Below are 17196 nucleotides of genomic sequence, written 5' to 3'. Positions count from 1 at the left end.
AGGGCGATACCCAGGGCGGAAATGAGTAGCAGCGCCCTGTCGGCGGGCGGCCGGCGCGGGCGATGTTGGGGCCATGACAGTCAGCGCACGCGCCATGGCCGCCGCCACGCCCGCCACCAGGGACCGGTACGTCGACCTGCTCCGGGTCGCCTCGCTCGGCACGGTCGTGCTCGGCCACTGGCTGATGGCCGCCGTCAGCGGGGACGGGATAGGCAACCTGCTCGCCCTCGTGCCCCCGCTCCAGGTCCTCACCTGGGGGCTCCAGATCATGCCGGTGTTCTTCTTCGTCGGCGGGTTCTCGCACGCCCTGTCGTACCGCTCACTGGAGCGCCGTGCCGACGGCCGACCCGTCTACGCCGCCTTCCTGCGCGCCCGCCTGCGCCGGCTGCTCGGGCCCACCCTGGTCTTCGTCCTCGTCTGGACGGCCGGCGCGCTCCTCGTGCAGCTGGCCGGAGCGGACGACGGCCCGCTCGCCGGGGCCGCGCTCAGGATGATCACGCAGCCGCTGTGGTTCATCGGGATCTACCTCGCCATGGTCGCCCTCACGCCGCCGCTGCTGAGGCTGCACGCCCGCCGGGGCTGGTGGGCCTTCGCGGGCCTGGCGGGCGGGGCCGCGCTGGTCGACGTGCTGCGCTTCGCGCTCGGGGTCCCGTACGTGGAGTTCCTGAACTTCGCGCTCGTCTGGCTCGCCGTGCACCAGCTCGGCTTCCTGCGCGCCGACGGCCGCATCCGCCGGCCGGCGCTCCTGGCCGCCGGCGGGTTGACCGGGGCCGTGCTGCTCGTCGCCGTCGGACCGTACCCGCTGTCCATGGTCGGGATGCCCGGCGAGAAGGTCTCCAACATGGCCCCGCCGACCCTCGCCCTGCTCTGCCACGGCCTGTGGCTCGTCGGCGCCGTGCAGCTGCTCGCCCGGCCGGCCGGGGCGTGGCTGGCCCGGCCGCGCGTGTGGCGGACCGTCGTCGCCGCCAACGGCGTCGCCATGACCGCCTTCCTGTGGCACCTCACCGCCATGCTCGGCGTCTACGCCGCCCAGCTCGCCCTCGGCCTCGACCTCCCCGAGCCCGCGACCGCCGCCTGGTGGGCGCAGGTGCCCGTACGGATCCTGCTCGCCGCCGCCCTGACCGCCCTGCTCGTGGCCTGTTTCCGCCGCTTCGAAAGCCCGAGCCGGGGCGACGCCGGCGCCTCCTCGGGCAACGGGCCGGTCGCGGCCGTCGGCGTCACCCTCTGCCTCCTGGGCGTCCTCGGCCTGTCCATGACCGGCCTCGGCGGCCTCCTGGAGGGCCACAGCGCCACCCTCGTCGCCTTCCCGATCACCGCTCCGGTGGCCCTCGTCATGGCACTCGGCGGCCGGCACCTGGTGGAACGGTCCGGCCCGCTCGCGGAGCGTTAGGCTGAGGGGCTGATCCACACCCCTTCCCTGGAGCGCGTCTGATGGCCGTCAATCTGGTCAATGTCGAGGCAGTCAGCAAGGTGTACGGCACCCGTACCCTGCTCGACGGCATCTCCCTCGGCGTATCCGAGGGAGACCGGATCGGTGTCGTCGGCCGGAACGGCGACGGCAAGACCACCCTCATCCGGATGCTCGCCAAGCTGGAGGAACCCGACACCGGTCGGGTCACCCAGAACGGCGGCCTGCGCATGGGCGTGCTCACCCAGCACGACTCCCTCGACCCGGCCGCCACCATCCGCCACGAGATCATCGGCGACATGGCCGACCACGAGTGGGCCGGCAACGCCAAGATCCGTGACGTCCTCACCGGTCTCTTCGGCGGCCTCGACCTGCCCGGCTTCGGCCAGGGCCTCGACACCGTCATCGGCCCGCTCTCCGGTGGCGAGCGCCGCCGGATCGCCCTCGCCAAGCTGCTCATCGCCGACCAGGACCTCCTCGTCCTCGACGAGCCCACCAACCACCTCGACGTCGAGGGCATCTCCTGGCTGGCCGCCCACCTCCAGGTCCGCCGCTCGGCGCTGGTGTGCGTCACCCACGACCGCTGGTTCCTCGACCAGGTCTGCACCCGCATGTGGGACGTGCAGCGCGGTGAGGTCTTCGAGTACGAGGGCGGCTACAGCGACTACGTCTTCGCCCGCGCCGAACGCGAGCGGATCGCCGCCACCGAAGAGGCCAAGCGGCAGAACCTGATGCGCAAGGAGCTGGCCTGGCTGCGCCGCGGCGCCCCCGCCCGCACCTCCAAGCCGCGCTACCGCATCGAGGCGGCCAACGAGCTGATCGCCGACGTGCCGGAGCCGCGCGACAAGTCCGAGCTGATGAGGTTCGCCAACGCCCGCCTCGGCAAGACCGTCTTCGACCTGGAGGACGTCACCGTCCAGGCCGGCCCCAAGACCCTCCTCAAGCACCTCACCTGGCACCTGGGCCCCGGCGACCGCGTCGGCCTCGTCGGCGTCAACGGCGCGGGCAAGACCTCACTCCTGCGGGCCCTCGCCGAGGCCGCCCGCACGCAGGGCGAGATCCAGCCGGCGGCCGGCGAGATCACCGTCGGCAAGACCGTCCGCCTCGCCTACCTCTCGCAGGAGGTCGGCGAACTCGACCCCTCGCTGCGCGTCCTGGAGGCCGTCCAGCGCGTCCGCGACCGCGTCGACCTCGGCAAGGGCCGCGAGATGACGGCGGGCCAGCTGTGCGAACAGTTCGGCTTCACCAAGGAGAAGCAGTGGACGCCGGTCGGCGACCTCTCCGGCGGTGAGCGGCGCCGGCTGCAGATCCTGCGGCTGCTGATGGACGAGCCCAACGTCCTCTTCCTCGACGAGCCCACCAACGACCTCGACATCGAGACCCTCACCCAGCTGGAGGACCTCCTCGACGGCTGGCCCGGCTCGATGATCGTGATCTCCCACGACCGGTTCTTCATCGAACGCACCACCGACACGGTGATGGCGCTGCTCGGCGACGCCGCCCTGCGGATGCTGCCGCGCGGCCTGGACGAGTACCTGGAGCGCCGGCAGCGGATGATCGAGGCGGCCGCGCCGGCGCCCGCCCCGGCCGCCGCCGCCAAGTCCTCCTCGTCCGGGGACTCCCGGGCCGCGAAGAAGGAACTCCAGAAGATCGAGCGGCAGCTCAACAAGATGTCGGACCGCGAGTCGAACCTGCACGCGCAGATCGCCGAGCACTCCACCGACTACGACAAGGTCGCCAAGCTCGACACGGAGCTGCGCGAACTCATCGCGGAGCGGGACGCGTTGGAGATGCGCTGGCTGGAACTGGCCGAGGAGGCCTGAGTTCCACGCGGTCGGCCGGCGCCGGCGAGGGCGTCGACCGACGGCCCGTCGAGCGTCAACCGACCTGATAACGGCCGCGTCACGGGCCGGTCCGACCTTGGGAACAGGCGTCCGACCGGCCCGTCGCATGTCGGCCACGGGTGATAGAAAGGTTCGGTTCTTCTCGACCCCCTTGCCCTTTCCGATCGCCCTGAAGCCGAAGGTATGCGCTGATGACCGAGCCGCCCCAGCCGCCGAACCAGCCGTCCACGCCTTCCGGTTACGGCCATCTCCCGGGCCCGCCGCAGCCGGGTTACGGCTACCCGCAGCAGGGCGGCGCCAACCCGTACGCGCAGCAGCAGCCGCCGACCGTGCCGATGGGCAACCCGCAGGCGCAGCCCGGCTACGGTTTCCCGCCGCCCGGCATGCCCCCGGGCCCGCCGTTCCCCGGCGGTCCGGCCGGCCCCGGCGGGCCGGGCACGGGGCGGCGTAAGAGCGCGGTCGTCATCGCGGCGGCCGTCGCCGGCGTGCTCGTCCTGGGTACCGGCGCCTGGTTCGCCTTCGGCGCGGGCGACTCCGGCGGCAAGGAGCCCGTCGCGCAGGGCTCCACACCCGCCGACCCGAAGCCCTCCGGCTCCCCGACCGTCGACAAGGGCGACGGCAACGGCGGCAACGGCAGCGGCGAACAGACCGACCTCAACGCCGGTCGCAAGCCCGGCGAGGACAAGGTGCTGTGGCTGAAGACGGCCAACCTCCAGGGCCCCGGCGCCGGCATCCCCACGAAGGGCATGTGGGTGATCGGTGACACCGTCATCAAGACCGTCGACAAGTCGATCGTCGGCTACGCGGTGACCGACGGCAAGGAGAAGTGGAAGCTCGACCTGAAGACCGAGATCTGCGGGCACACCGACCAGACCACGCCCGACGGCAAGACCGTCGTCATCGTCACGGACGGCGGCGAGGGCGCCAACGCCAACTGCAACCGCATGAAGCTCATCGATCTCAAGGCGGGCAAGGAGGGATGGACGAAGGAGGTGCAGAAGGAAGGCATCTTCGACAGCGCCATCGACGCCGACCCCACCCTCACCGGCGACACCGTCGCCATCAACCGGATGGGCGGCACCAGTGCCTACCGGCTGAGCACCGGCGACAAGCTCTTCGCCGGCAACAGCGTCGCCGAGGGCTGCCGACCCTCCTCCTACGCCGCCGGCAACGGCAAGATGCTCGGCTTCGCCTACTGCAGCGACGCCGACCGCACCGTCGAGATCCAGGACGCCGACCCGATCACCGGCAAGAAGACCTGGTCCTACCGGCTGCCCAAGGGATACGAGATCGCGGGCGTCTACTCCGTCTCCCCGGCCGTCATCGACGTCCGCAACCGGGACGAGAACAAGCGCGCCATCCTCTCGCTCACCGCCGACGGCAAGAAGCGCGCGAGCATGGAAGCCCAGGGCTCCTTCGACATCAACTGCGGTATCGGCAGCACCGAAAGGCTCCAGGGCTGCGGCAACGCCGCCGTCGACGGGGACACCCTCTACCTCAAGGCGTCGCAGGACGACAAGAAGGACGAGATCGCCGCCTTCGACATCGGAACCGGAAAGCTCAAGTGGCGCCACGCCGCAGGAGACAAGCGGGGCCTCATCCCGCTCAGCGCGGGCAACGGGCAGCTGACCGCCTACCGCGCCGGCGCGCTCGACCAGCCCGGCGAGATCATCTCGCTCGCGGCCGCCGGCGGCGCTCCCAAGACGCTCCTGAAGACGCCCTCGGGACCGGCCGCGAAGATCGAGGGCTCCTTCTCGTTCGGCAGGCGGGCCTACGTGGACGGCCGGTTCTTCGTGTCCGTCACCAACCTGCAAGCCGACGGCAAGGACGAGAAGCTCCTGATGGCCTTCGGAAAGTGAACGAGTCCACCGAGCCGCCGACCGAGAGGCAGTACACCCCCCGATGAGTACCCCGAGCACCCCGCCGCCCCCCGGGCAGCCCCCGAACCAGCCGCCCGCCGGCGGCTTCGGCGGCCAGGCCCCGCAGATGCCGCCCGTACCGCCGACGGTCCCGCAGCCCACGGCGCAGCCCGCGTACGGCTACCCGCAGGCCCAGCCCGGCTACGGCTACCCGCAGCCGGCCACGGTCCAAGCCCCGGCCCCGCAGCAGGGCGGCGGCCCGGCGGACGCCGGCGGCGGTGACAAGCGCACGCAGCTGATGATCGTCGGCGCGGCCCTGCTGGCCATGGTGCTCATCATCGGCGGCGGCTTCTGGTACGTCTCCGGCGACGAGGGCGGCGCCGACCGGCCCAGCGCCGACGGCGGCCCGAGCGGCTCGCCCGACGGGGACAAGGGCCCCGCCGGCGCGCCCGGCAGCGAGAAGGTCCCGTCGAACCCCAAGTCGAAGACCCTCGTCAACGTCCCGAGCCCGACGCCCGCCGAGGTCATCTCCGTCGACGGCTCCTGGCTGACCGACACCACCTACATCAAGTCCGACGTCGGCAAGGTCGTCGGCTACAACCTCGTCGACGGCGGCAAGAAGTGGGAGACCCCGCTCCCCGCCAACGTCTGCGGCGCGACCCCGCACATCAGCGACAACAAGTCCGCGATCCTCTTCGAAGAGGGCCCGGCGACCGAGCAGAAGAAGTACCCCCAGTGCACCCAGGTCGGCGTCATCGACCTGAACACCGGCAAGCTCCTGTGGTCCGCCTCCGCGAAGTCGGCCACCGGCGGCGACAAGCCGGTGACCCTGAACGAGGTCACCATCAGCGGCCAGACCGTCGCCGCCGGCGGTACCAGCGGCGGCGCCGCCTGGAACCTCGCCGACGGCAAGTCCCTGTGGCTCCCCAAGGTCGACGGCGAAGGCTGCTACGACATGGGCTACGCGGGCGGCGAAGCCCTCGCCGTCCTGCGCAAGTGCGGCCGCAGCGGCAACCAGAGCCTGCTCGCGCAGGTGCTCGACCCGGCCAGCGGCGCCCCGAAGTCCTCGTACAAGCTGTCACCCGGCATCGAGTGGGCGAGCATCATCTCCACCAAGCCGCTCATCGTCGCCGCCGACGTCGGCAAGACCGCCAAGAACGCCACCGGCGTCAGCGACCTCTTCGTCGTCGACGACGCCGGCCAGTTGAAGACCCGCATCGGCCTCTCCGAGGGCAACTACGCCCCCGACTGCCAGGCCACCGAGGTCGAGAAGTGCCGGAGCATGGTCGTCGGCAACGGCAAGGTGTACCTGCCCTCGTACGAGCACCAGGGCGCGTCCAGCGGCCGCACCAACGAGATCGTCTCCTTCGACCTGAACACCGGCAAGCTCACCACCGACCGCGCCGACGCCGGCGAGCGGTACACCATGTACCCGCTGCGCATGGACGGGTCGCACATCATCGCCTACAAGGTGCCCCCGTACGACGGCGGCGGCCAGATCGTCAGCATCGACCCGACGACGATGAAGCAGACCCTGCTCATGCAGAACCCGTCGGACAAGGCCAGCCAGCGCGCCGAGACCGGCTTCTCGCTGGACCACTCGGAGTTCCGCTACCACAACGGCAAGCTCTTCATCTCGCGCACCAACGTGCGCAAGCCGTACTCGGACAAGGGCGACCCGGAGTACCTCTTCGTCTCCTTCACCGCGAGCTGACCGAAGCCACCGAAGCAACCGAAGCCCCCGGAAGGTCAGTCCTTCCGGGGGCTTTCGCGCGGTAACGGGCCCGCTCCGTCGAACAAGCGTGTAGCTTGCCGGGTCAGAAGGATCTGGGGTGGGAGCCTTGATGGGCGTACGGGTCATGGTGGTCGACGAGCACCGGCTGCTGGCCGAGGCGCTCGCCTCGGCCCTCAAGCTGCGCGGGCACCGGGTGCTGGCCGCGGCCGCTCCGGCCTCCGGCGCGGCCGAACTGGTCATCAGCCGGGCCCCCGAGGTCTGTCTGTTCGGCACCGCGAGCCCCGCCGAGCCGGGGGTGTTCGAGCCCGTCGTGCGCATCAGACGCGAACGGCCGCAGATCGCCGTCGTCGTCCTCGGCCCCGTCCCGAGCCCGCGCGGCATCGCCGCCGCCTTCGCGGCCGGCGCCGCGGGCTACGTACGCCAGGACGAGCGCATCGAGGGCGTCGAGCGGGCCCTGGCCAAGGCGCGGGCCGGCGAGGCCGCCATCGCCCCGCAGCTCCTCCAGGCGGCCTTCGCCGAGCTGCTCAACCCCTCCGCCCAGCCCGACGACGAGGGCAGCCGGCTGCTGCGGCTGCTCACCCCGCGCGAGGTGGAGGTGCTGGTGCGGGTCGCGGAGGGCGAGGACACCCGGCTCATCGCCGCCGGGATGGACATCGCGCCGAGCACCGCGCGCACCCACGTCCAGCGGGTGCTGATGAAGCTGGGCGTGGGCTCCCGGCTGGAGGCCGCCGCGCTCGCCGCCCGTACGGGGCTGCTGGAGCGGGCGGTCCTGCCGGGACGCGAGGCGCCCGGTGAGCCCGTACGGGAACCCGTGCGCGAGGCCGTACGGGAACCCGTGCGCGAGGCCGTACGGGAAGCCGTACGCGAGCCCGCGGCGGAGCAGGCGCGGCCGGTCGGAACGTGAGCCGTCGGGCCGTGAGCCGTCCGGACGTGAGCCGCGCGGCGGCCGGCGCCGGGCCGCGATTTCCCCGGAAGCGCGGAATCCGGTAAGCCAGTTCCTGCACGCGCGTCCGCGTGCGTCCGCGAGCAGTGGGAGTGCGAGTGAGCAAGTACCTGGTCACAGGCGGCGCCGGTTACGTGGGCAGCGTCGTCGCGGCCCACCTCCTCCAGGCCGGCCACGAGGTCACGGTCCTGGACGACCTGTCCACCGGCTTCGGCGAGGGCGTCCCCGCCGGCGCCACCCTCGTCAACGCCCGGATCCAGGACGCGGCCGAGCACCTGGACGCCTCCTACGACGCGGTGTTGCACTTCGCCGCCTCCTCGCAGGTCGGCGAGTCCGTGGTCAACCCGGGCAAGTACTGGGACAACAACGTCGGCGGCACCCTGGCCCTGCTCACCGCGATGCGGGAGGCCGGTGTCGGCACGCTCGTCTTCTCCTCCACCGCCGCCACCTACGGCGAACCCACCGGCGGCGCGCTGACGGAGGAGTCGGTCACCGCCCCGACCAACCCCTACGGCGCCTCGAAGCTGGCCGTCGACCACATGATCGCGGGGGAGTGCGCGGCGCACGGCCTCGCCGCCGTCTCGCTGCGCTACTTCAACGTGGCGGGCGCCTACGGCGCGTTCGGCGAGCGCCACGACCCCGAGACGCACCTGATCCCGCTGGTCCTCCAGGTCGCCCTGGGCGAGCGCGAGGCCATCTCGGTGTTCGGCGACGACTATCCGACCCCCGACGGCACCTGCGTGCGCGACTACATCCACGTCGCCGACCTCGCCGAGGCCCACCTGTCCGCGCTGCGCGTCGCCACCCCGGGCGAGCACCTGGTCTGCAACCTCGGCAACGGCAACGGCTTCTCGGTCCGCGAGGTCATCGAGACCGTCCGCAAGGTCACCGGCCGGGAGATCCCCGAGATCACCGCCCCGCGCCGGCCGGGCGACCCGGCCGTCCTCGTCGCCTCCGCGCGCACCGCCCACGAGCGCCTCGGCTGGACGCCGACCCGCTCGGACCTCACCCGCATCGTCACCGACGCCTGGGACTTCGCCCGCCGAGCGCGCTGAACGCCCGGCCCCTCCGCGCGCCCCTCGCACCCCGGTGCGGGGGGCGCGCGTACGTGCGGCGGGCGCGGTGGCCGGGCGCCGCGCGCGGGCGCCCGGCGTGCGTACGCCGGGTGAAACCGTCCCCGCGCAACTGCCCGTGGCACGCGCCGTTCGCCGTATCGCCCCCGGTATGCGCCTGACCGATGAAAACCAGCCACCGGAACGGCTGTTACACACCCTCCCACCGGAAAATCGCTCGAAAAACTTCTGCTATTCGGCCAACCACGCGGCGTGGGCGGCTCTACGCTGATGCGTGACACCGGTGGGGGCCGGTGTTGATTCAGGGGTCGAGACACGCCGGGTACGGCGTCCGGTCCGGGGTAGTTGCACAGATGTCTCGGCGGCGGCCGCGACTCCTTGTGGGCCACCTGGTCCGGGCGTCGTACCCGTAGTCGTCCGTTCCCCGACCCTTGGGGGTTTTGTGGTTCGTATCCGGGTCCTGGTGGTCGACGACCACCGCATCTTCGCCGAGTCCCTTGCAGCCGCGCTCGCGGCCGAGCCCGACGTGGACGTGTCCGCGGCGGGCAGCGGTCCCGCCGCCTCGCGCTGCCTGGACCGCGCGGCGGCGGAAGGCCGCCGCTTCGACGTGCTGCTCGTCGACGCCGACCTCGGCGCGGGCGCCGTCGCCGGCGTGCCGCCGCCGCGCCCGCCGGTCTCGGGCCCCGCGCCGCCCCCGTCCGACGGGATCGCGCTGGTCGCCGGGGTGCGCGCGGCCCATCCGGGCGTGCGTACGGTGGTCCTCGCCGAGCGCGACGACCCCCGCCGGGCCGCGCTCGCCCTCCAGGCGGGGGCCTCGGGCTGGGTCGCCAAGGACTGCTCGCTGTCGCGGCTGCTGGCCGTCGTCCGGGGAGTGCTGCGCGAGGAGACGCACCTGCCGCCGGCGCTGCTCACCGGCGTCCTGCGGGAGCTGACGGCCGCGCGCAAGCACCGTACGGACAGCGAGCGGCTCGTGGAGTCCCTCACGCCGCGCGAACACGAGGTGCTGCGCTGCATGGTGGCGGGGTTGGGGCGCAAGGACGTGGCCGCGCGGCTGTTCCTGTCCCCGCACACCGTCCGCACCCACATGCAGAACGTGCTGGGCAAGCTCGGCGTGCACTCCACGCTGGCCGCCGTGGCCCTGGCCCGCCGGGCGGGCGTACGGCCGGCGGAGCTAGCCGGGGATGTTGTCGAACGGAGCGGTCAACTGGCGTAGCAGTCCCGCCAGATCGACCCGTTGGGCCGTGGAGAGCTGGGCCAGGATCGCCCGTTCCTGGGCCAGCAGGCCGGCGAGCGACTGGTCGGCGCGGTCGCGGCCCTCGGGGGTGAGGCGTACGAGCACCCCGCGTCGGTCGCTGGGGTCCGGCAGACGCTCGACGAGGCCCTTCTTGGCGAGCCGGTCGATGCGGTTGGTCATGGTGCCGGACGTGACGAGGGTCTGCGTCAGCAACTGGCCGGGGGAGAGCTGGTAGGGCGCGCCCGCGCGCCGCAGCGAGGTCAGGACGTCGAACTCCCACGGCTCCAAGCCGTGCTCGGAGAAGGCCAGCCTGCGGGCGCGGTCGAGGTGGCGTGCGAGCCGGCTGACGCGGCTGAGCACTTCGAGCGGTTCCACGTCGAGGTCAGGGCGCTCTCGCCGCCATGCCGCGACCAGTCGGTCGACCTCGTCCTCCATGCCGATCAGTGTAAGGGGTCTGTCGACATGAAGTCTCTTCAGATCAAGACTCTTGACATCAAGATATAAGTGCGTCGACCATGGGGCAGGAGGGTGCCGGAACGGCTTCCGCTTCCGACCGCCCCACCAGTAGGGAGGCTCGAACATGCATTCCGACATCGCGCCGGCCGTGCCGCGCCCCACGGCACTCAAGGACGCCGGCCCGGCGGCACCGACCTGGGACCCCCAGCAGTACCTGCGGCACGCGGGACACCGCACGCGGCCCTTTCTCGACCTGCTGACCCGCATACCCGAGCTCCCCGCCACCCTCGCCGGCCGTCCCGCGCGCATCGCCGACCTCGGTTGCGGCCCCGGCAACGTCACCGCCTTGCTCGCCGAACGCTGGCCCGATGCCCGGATCACCGGTTTCGACCTGTCCCCGGAGATGCTCCACCGCGCCACCGAGGAGTACGCGGGCCCCACCCCCGGCGGCGGCCGGCTCGACTTCCGCCTCGCGGACCTGGGGACCTGGCTGCCCGAGGAGACCTACGACCTCATCGTCTCCAACGCCGCCCTCCAGTGGGTGCCCAGCCACCCGGGTTCCTTCGCCGCCTGGATCAACGGGCTGCGGCCCGGCGGCACCTTCGCCTTCCAGATCCCCGGCAACTTCACCGCCCCCAGCCACCGGCTGCTCGCCGAGCTGTGCGACGCCCCCCGGTGGCGGGGCCGGCTCGCCGGGCACGGCGCCCGCTACATCCACCTCCTCGAACCGGCGGAGTACCTGGCCCGGTTCACCGAGCTGGGCTGCGCGGTCGACGTCTGGGAAACCACGTACCACCAGTTGCTGCACGGCGCCGACCCGGTGCTCGACTGGGTCAAGGGGACCGCGCTGCGACCCGTGCTCACCGCGCTCGGCGACGACCGGGAGGCCGTGGAGACGTTCCTCTCCGAATACCGGGAGCTGCTGCGCGACGCCTACCCGACGGGACCGCGCGGCACCGTCTTCCCGTTCCGCCGCATCTTCGCCGTCGCCCGCAAGGAGGCCTGACCGTGCTGACCGCCGTCGACCCCGTCCAACTCGCGGCGCCGCCGGGCTCGGAGGACGAACGCCGGGGGATCGAGGAGTTCGGGCAAAGACTCCGCGGCGCGGGAGCCGCCTGACGCGACGGCGCCCCGTCACCGGAGGTTCGGTGACGGGGCGCCGTCGCGTCCGCGCGTCGACGCGCTCAGCTCTTGCGGTGGCCCACCAGGCGGGGTTTGGCCTCCAGGTTCTCCAGCCCGTGCCAGGCCAGGTTCACCAGGTGCGCCGCGACCTCGGCCTTCTTCGGCCGGCGGGTCTCCAGCCACCACTGGCCGGTCAACGCGACCATCCCGACCAGCGCCTGCGCGTACAGCGGCGCCAGCTTGGGGTCGAAGCCCCGGGCCTTGAACTCCAGCCCCAGGATGTCCTCCACCTGCGTGGCGATGTCGCTGATCAGCGACGCGAACGTGCCCGTCGACTGGGCCACGGGCGAGTCCCGCACCAGGATCCGGAAGCCGTCCGTGTAGTTCTCGATGTAGTCGAGCAGCGCGAACGCCGCCTGCTCCAGCAGCTCCCGGGGGTGCCCCGCCGTCAGCGCGCCGGTCACCCCGTCGAGCAGCTGGCGCATTTCGCGGTCGACGACCACCGCGTAGAGGCCCTCCTTGCCGCCGAAGTGCTCGTACACCACCGGCTTGGACACCCCGGCCTTCGCCGCGATCTCCTCCACCGAGGTGCCTTCGAAACCTTTCGCCGCGAACAGGGTCCGGCCGATGTCCAGCAGTTGTTGACGCCGCTCGGCGCCCGTCATCCGGACCCGGCGACCTCGCCGGGGCTTGTCGCTGCTGGAACTGCTGCCGTCGATCGCCACGTCCCCCATCATGCCGCGTTCGGCGTCTTTTCCTTGCGCCGGGCGTCGACGCGGGCCCGCGACGGCCACCGCACGTCGGTGGCCCAGCCCAGCAGTTCGAACCAACGGATCAGCCGCGCGCTCGAATCGACCTGACCGCGCAGCACGCCGTGCCGGGCCGACGTCGGGTCGGCGTGGTGCAGGTTGTGCCAGGACTCGCCGCACGACAGGACCGCGAGCCACCACACGTTGCCGGAGCGGTCACGGGACCTGAAGGGTCGCTTGCCGACCGCGTGACAGATCGAGTTGATCGACCAGGTCACGTGGTGCAGCAGCGCCACGCGCACCAGCGAGCCCCAGAAGAAGGCGGTGAAGGCGCCCCACCACGACATCGTCACCAGACCGCCCACCAGCGGCGGGATCGCCAGCGACAGCATCGTCCAGAAGACGAAGTCCCGCGAGATCCGCCGGATCGCCGGGTCCTTGATCAGGTCGGGGGCGTACTTCTGCTGGTTGGTCTGCTCCTCGTCGAACAGCCAACCGATGTGCGCCCACCACAGGCCCTTCATCAGGGCCGGCAGCGTCTCGCCGAAGCGCCACGGCGAATGCGGGTCGCCCTCGTGGTCGGAGTACTTGTGGTGCTTGCGGTGGTCCGCCACCCAGCGGACGAGCGGGCCCTCCACCGCCATCGAGCCCATGATCGCGAGCGCGATGCGCAGCGGCCGCTTCGCCTTGAAGGAGCCGTGGGTGAAGTAGCGGTGGAAGCCGATGGTGATGCCGTGGCAGGCCAGGAAGTACATGAAGACCATCAGGCCGACGTCGAGCCAGCTCACCCCCCAGCCCCAGGCCAGCGGGATCGCCGCCAGCAGTGCCAGGAAGGGCACGGTGATGAACAGCAGCAGCGCGATCTGCTCGACGGACCGCTTCTGCTCACCACCGCGCGTCGCGGTCGGTTCGCCGGCCGCACCACGGGAGGAGGACGCCGAGGCGTCCTCGATCAGATCGGAACTGAGGGTCATGGGGGTTCCCCTGGGGGGTGAGGAGTCGGCAGGTGCCGAGGCCCGACGGACCTACGGATCCGTAACCTACGGCATCGTAAGTATGGCAAACGTCAGCATCCCGGCAACAGGACCCGCCCTCGGGGACCCCCGACCGGACCCACCGACGGACTCCCGCCCGGATCACGTGGGGCTCTGAGCGGCGGGCTCTGCCGGGGCACAGGGACGGGACACCTATCCTGGTGTCGTCGGACAGCGCGGTCCGCACGGGCAGCCCGGTCTGCACACACAGCGGCGCAGCCGCGCGCAGCCGGGAGCCCACCGCCCAGTAGCGCTCGAACACTGCAAGGAGCCGCACCTGTGAGCAGTGCTGACCAGGTCCCCGCCACCCCCGCCGGCAGCCCGGCGTCGACGCCTGCGGCCGCGGCCGCGAACGCGGAGCTGCGCGCGGACATCCGCCGCCTCGGCGACCTCCTCGGCGAGACCCTCGTACGCCAGGAGGGGCAGGACCTCCTCGACCTCGTCGAGCAAGTACGCGCCCTGACGCGCACCGACGGCGAAGCCGCTGCGGCGCTGGTCGGCGACACCGACCTGGAGACCGCCGCCAAGCTGGTGCGCGCCTTCTCCATCTACTTCCACCTCGCCAACGTCACCGAGCAGGTGCACCGCGGCAAGGAGCTGCGCGCCCACCGCGCCGCCGAGGGCGGGCTCCTCGCCCGCACCGCCGACATGCTGAAGGACGCCGACCCCGAGCACCTGCGCGAGACGGTCCGCAACCTCAACGTCCGGCCGGTCTTCACCGCGCACCCCACCGAGGCCGCCCGGCGCAGCGTCCTGAACAAGCTGCGCCGGATCGCCGCCCTGCTGGAGGAGCCCGTCTCCGGCGCCGGCGAGCGCCGCCGGCACGACCTGCGCCTCGCCGAGAACATCGACCTCGTCTGGCAGACCGACGAACTGCGCGTCGTGCGTCCCGAGCCCGCCGACGAGGCCCGCAACGCCATCTACTACCTCGACGAGCTGCACGCCGGCGCCGTCGGCGACGTCCTGGAGGACCTCGCCGCCGAGCTCCAGCGCGTCGGCGTCGAGCTGCCGGCGGGCACCCGCCCGCTCACCTTCGGCACCTGGATCGGCGGTGACCGCGACGGCAACCCCAACGTCACCCCCGAGGTCACCCGCGACGTCCTGATCCTCCAGCACGAGCACGGCATCACCGACGCCCTCGAACTGATCGACTTCCTGCGCGGCCTGCTGTCGAACTCCATCCGCTACACCGGCGCCACCGAGGAGCTGCTCACCTCCCTCCAGGCCGACCTGGAGCGCCTCCCGGAGATCAGCCCCCGCTACAAGCGGCTGAACGCCGAGGAGCCGTACCGCCTCAAGGCCACCTGCATCCGCCAGAAGCTCCTCAACACCCGCGAGCGCCTCGCCAAGGGCATCCCCCACGAGGAGGGCCGCGACTACCTCGGCACCGCCGAGCTCCTCACCGACCTGACGCTGATCCAGACCAGCCTGCGCGAGCACCGCGGCGCCCTGTTCGCCGACGGCCGCATGGACCGCACCATCCGCACGCTGGCCGCCTTCGGCCTCCAGCTCGCCACCATGGACGTCCGCGAGCACGCCGACGCCCACCACCACGCCCTCGGTCAGCTCTTCGACCGGCTCGGCGAGGAGTCGTGGCGCTACGCCGACATGCCGCGCGACTACCGGCAGAAGCTGCTCGCCAAGGAGCTGCGCTCGCGCCGCCCGCTGGCGCCCACCCCGGCCCCGCTCGACGCGGCCGGCCACAAGACCCTCGGCGTGTTCCTCGCGATCAAGGACGCCTTCGAGAAGTTCGGCCCCGAGGTCATCGAGTCGTACATCATCTCGATGTGCCAGGGCGCCGACGACGTGTTCGCCGCGGCCGTCCTCGCCCGCGAGGCCGGCCTGATCGACCTGCACGCGGGCTGGGCGAAGATCGGCATCGTGCCGCTCCTGGAGACCACGGACGAGCTGCGCGCCGCCGACGTCATCCTCGACGAGATGCTCGCCGACCCCTCCTACCGCCGGCTGGTCTCCCTGCGCGGGGACGTCCAGGAGGTCATGCTCGGCTACTCCGACTCCTCCAAGTTCGGCGGCATCACCACCTCCCAGTGGGAGATCCACCGCGCCCAGCGCCGGCTGCGCGACGTCGCCCACCGCTACGGCGTGCGCCTGCGCCTCTTCCACGGCCGCGGCGGCACCGTCGGCCGCGGCGGCGGCCCCTCGCACGACGCGATCCTCGCCCAGCCCTGGGGCACCCTGGAAGGCGAGATCAAGGTCACCGAGCAGGGCGAGGTGATCTCCGACAAGTACCTGGTGCCGTCGCTGGCCCGGGAGAACCTGGAGCTGACCGTCGCGGCCACCCTCCAGGCCTCCGCCCTGCACACGGCGCCCCGCCAGTCCAGCGACGCCCTGGCCCGCTGGGACGCGGCCATGGACATCGTCTCGGACGCGGCCCACGCCGCGTACCGCGCGCTGGTGGAGGACCCGGACCTGCCCGCGTACTTCTTCGCGGCCACCCCCGTCGACCAGCTCGCCGACCTGCACCTGGGCTCCCGGCCCTCCCGCCGCCCCGACTCGGGCGCCGGCCTCGACGGCCTGCGCGCGATCCCGTGGGTGTTCGGCTGGACGCAGTCCCGCCAGATCGTCCCCGGCTGGTACGGCGTCGGGTCCGGCCTCAAGGCACTGCGCGAGGCCGGCCACGAGGCCTCCCTCGCCGAAATGGGCGAGCGCTGGCACTTCTTCCGCAACTTCCTGTCCAACGTCGAGATGACGCTGGCCAAGACGGACCTGCGGATCGCCCGTCACTACGTCGACACGCTCGTCCCCGAACACCTCAAGCACGTCTTCGCCCGGATCGAGGCCGAGCACGAGCTGACCGTGCGCGAGGTCCTGCGCATCACCGGCGGGGAGAGGCTGCTGGACTCCCAGCCGATCCTCCAGCAGACCTTCGCCGTCCGCGACGCCTACCTGGACCCGATCTCCTACCTCCAGGTGTCCCTGCTGGCCCGCCAGCGTGCCGCCGCCGCCCGCGGCGAGGACCCGGACCCGCTGCTGGCACGCGCCCTGCTGCTCACCGTCAACGGTGTCGCCGCGGGCCTGCGCAACACCGGCTGACCGGCCCCCTGCGCACGAGAGCCCCCGCACCGGATCCCGGGGCGGGGGCTCTCGCGTCGCTCACGAGTCGGCTCAGGAGTCGGCTTACGCGTTGTAGGTGGACTGGGCGCGTTCCAGGCCCTCCGCGAGGAGGCACTCCACCGCGTCGGCGGAGCGGTCCACGAACCAGTCGAGGTCCTTGCGTTCGGTGGAGGAGAAGTCCTTCAGCACGAAGTCCGCGACCTGCATGCGGCCCGGCGGGCGGCCGATGCCGCAGCGCACCCGGTGGTAGTCGGGGCCCATCGCCTTCGTCATCGACTTCAGCCCGTTGTGGCCGTTGTCGCCGCCGCCCAGCTTCAGGCGCAGCGTCGGGTAGTCGATGTCGAGTTCGTCGTGGATGGCGACGATGCGGTCCGTGGGCACCTTGTAGAAGTCGCGCAGCGCCGTGACCGGGCCGCCCGACAGGTTCATGAACGACATGGGCTTGGCCAGCACGATCCGTCGGCTCGCCGGTCCGGGCGGGCCGATGCGGCCCTCCACGACCTGCGCGCGGGCCTTGCCGTGGGCCTTGAACCGGCCGCCGATCCGCTCGGCCAGCAGGTCCGCCACCATGAACCCGATGTTGTGGCGGTTGCCCGCGTACTCCGCGCCGGGGTTCCCGAGGCCGACGATCAGCCAGGGTGCCGCGTCGTCCGACATCACATAC

At 72.0% G+C, this 17196-nt stretch carries 13 protein-coding genes; 9 read left to right on the top strand and 4 right to left on the bottom strand.

Annotated features, from left to right (window positions below; genetic code table 11):
* Positions 1 to 73 precede the first annotated feature (73 nt).
* From M4D82_RS14025 to M4D82_RS13995, 7 genes are all read left to right on the top strand, one after another.
* Positions 74 to 1390 carry an acyltransferase family protein gene (locus tag M4D82_RS14025; RefSeq protein WP_249766367.1) on the top strand — a complete coding sequence of 439 codons (1317 nt, stop codon included), beginning with the start codon at positions 74 to 76 and terminating at the stop codon, positions 1388 to 1390.
* 41 nt (positions 1391 to 1431) lie between these two features.
* Entirely contained in the window at positions 1432 to 3231 is a 1800-nt protein-coding gene (locus M4D82_RS14020) for an ABC-F family ATP-binding cassette domain-containing protein (RefSeq protein WP_249766366.1), read from the top strand.
* 212 nt (positions 3232 to 3443) lie between these two features.
* Positions 3444 to 5111 (top strand): outer membrane protein assembly factor BamB family protein, encoded by a 1668-nt coding sequence (locus M4D82_RS14015; protein WP_249766365.1) that lies wholly within the window; start codon positions 3444 to 3446, stop codon positions 5109 to 5111.
* A gap of 43 nt (positions 5112 to 5154) precedes the next feature.
* Positions 5155 to 6825, top strand: a complete 1671-nt coding sequence (locus M4D82_RS14010; RefSeq protein WP_249766364.1) for an outer membrane protein assembly factor BamB family protein — start codon at positions 5155 to 5157, stop codon at positions 6823 to 6825.
* A 130-nt stretch (positions 6826 to 6955) separates the two neighbouring features.
* Positions 6956 to 7750 (top strand): response regulator transcription factor, encoded by a 795-nt coding sequence (locus M4D82_RS14005; RefSeq protein WP_249771789.1) that lies wholly within the window; start codon positions 6956 to 6958, stop codon positions 7748 to 7750.
* 131 nt (positions 7751 to 7881) lie between these two features.
* The gene (galE, locus tag M4D82_RS14000) at positions 7882 to 8844 is read left to right on the top strand and encodes a UDP-glucose 4-epimerase GalE (protein ID WP_249766363.1); all 963 of its coding nucleotides are present in this window, start codon (positions 7882 to 7884) and stop codon (positions 8842 to 8844) included.
* A 460-nt stretch (positions 8845 to 9304) separates the two neighbouring features.
* Positions 9305 to 10075, top strand: a complete 771-nt coding sequence (locus M4D82_RS13995; protein WP_249766362.1) for a response regulator transcription factor — start codon at positions 9305 to 9307, stop codon at positions 10073 to 10075.
* Here the strand turns inward: M4D82_RS13995 and M4D82_RS13990 are convergent.
* Positions 10034 to 10531, bottom strand: coding sequence for a MarR family winged helix-turn-helix transcriptional regulator (locus tag M4D82_RS13990; RefSeq protein ID WP_249766361.1), 498 nt, complete (start codon positions 10529 to 10531; stop codon positions 10034 to 10036). The two genes, M4D82_RS13995 and M4D82_RS13990, sit on opposite strands and share 42 nt — an antisense overlap.
* Before the next feature lie 145 nt (positions 10532 to 10676).
* On the opposite strand from M4D82_RS13990, the gene M4D82_RS13985 reads away from it, so the two are divergent.
* Complete coding sequence (locus tag M4D82_RS13985; RefSeq protein WP_249766360.1) at positions 10677 to 11558, top strand: trans-aconitate 2-methyltransferase; 882 nt, start codon at positions 10677 to 10679, stop codon at positions 11556 to 11558.
* 178 nt (positions 11559 to 11736) lie between these two features.
* Here M4D82_RS13985 and M4D82_RS13980 read toward each other — a convergent pair whose 3' ends face one another.
* Complete coding sequence (locus M4D82_RS13980) at positions 11737 to 12411, bottom strand: TetR/AcrR family transcriptional regulator (protein WP_249766359.1); 675 nt, start codon at positions 12409 to 12411, stop codon at positions 11737 to 11739.
* Positions 12408 to 13397, bottom strand: a complete 990-nt coding sequence (locus M4D82_RS13975; RefSeq protein ID WP_249766358.1) for an acyl-CoA desaturase — start codon at positions 13395 to 13397, stop codon at positions 12408 to 12410. The genes M4D82_RS13980 and M4D82_RS13975 overlap by 4 nt, the downstream gene beginning before the upstream one ends.
* A 339-nt stretch (positions 13398 to 13736) precedes the next feature.
* Between M4D82_RS13975 and ppc the strand changes: the two genes are divergently transcribed.
* Positions 13737 to 16511, top strand: coding sequence for a phosphoenolpyruvate carboxylase (gene ppc / locus M4D82_RS13970; protein WP_502988923.1), 2775 nt, complete (start codon positions 13737 to 13739; stop codon positions 16509 to 16511).
* An 84-nt stretch (positions 16512 to 16595) separates the two neighbouring features.
* On the opposite strand, the gene pth is transcribed toward ppc, so the two are convergent.
* On the bottom strand, positions 16596 to 17189 hold the full coding sequence (pth, locus tag M4D82_RS13965) for an aminoacyl-tRNA hydrolase (RefSeq protein WP_249766357.1): 594 nt from the start codon (positions 17187 to 17189) through the stop codon (positions 16596 to 16598).
* Between the last annotated feature and the right edge of the window lie 7 nt (positions 17190 to 17196).

The organism is Streptomyces sp. RerS4 (assembly GCF_023515955.1).
GTDB lineage: Bacteria > Actinomycetota > Actinomycetes > Streptomycetales > Streptomycetaceae > Streptomyces.
The sequence above is the reverse complement of the archived record's forward strand: the minus strand, read 5'-3'. Positions and strand labels throughout refer to the sequence as shown.

Excerpts from the sequence above, each read along its gene's own strand:
- M4D82_RS14025 (WP_249766367.1), top strand. The coding sequence starts at position 74 with ATGACAGTCAGCGCACGCGCCATGGCCGCCGCCACGCCCGCCACCAGG.
- M4D82_RS14020 (WP_249766366.1), top strand. The coding sequence starts at position 1,432 with ATGGCCGTCAATCTGGTCAATGTCGAGGCAGTCAGCAAGGTGTACGGC.
- M4D82_RS14015 (WP_249766365.1), top strand. The coding sequence starts at position 3,444 with ATGACCGAGCCGCCCCAGCCGCCGAACCAGCCGTCCACGCCTTCCGGT.
- M4D82_RS14010 (WP_249766364.1), top strand. The coding sequence starts at position 5,155 with ATGAGTACCCCGAGCACCCCGCCGCCCCCCGGGCAGCCCCCGAACCAG.
- M4D82_RS14005 (WP_249771789.1), top strand. The coding sequence starts at position 6,956 with ATGGGCGTACGGGTCATGGTGGTCGACGAGCACCGGCTGCTGGCCGAG.
- M4D82_RS13990 (WP_249766361.1), bottom strand. The coding sequence starts at position 10,531 with ATGGAGGACGAGGTCGACCGACTGGTCGCGGCATGGCGGCGAGAGCGC.
- M4D82_RS13985 (WP_249766360.1), top strand. The coding sequence starts at position 10,677 with ATGCATTCCGACATCGCGCCGGCCGTGCCGCGCCCCACGGCACTCAAG.
- M4D82_RS13980 (WP_249766359.1), bottom strand. The coding sequence starts at position 12,411 with ATGATGGGGGACGTGGCGATCGACGGCAGCAGTTCCAGCAGCGACAAG.
- M4D82_RS13975 (WP_249766358.1), bottom strand. The coding sequence starts at position 13,397 with ATGACCCTCAGTTCCGATCTGATCGAGGACGCCTCGGCGTCCTCCTCC.
- pth (WP_249766357.1), bottom strand. The coding sequence starts at position 17,189 with ATGTCGGACGACGCGGCACCCTGGCTGATCGTCGGCCTCGGGAACCCC.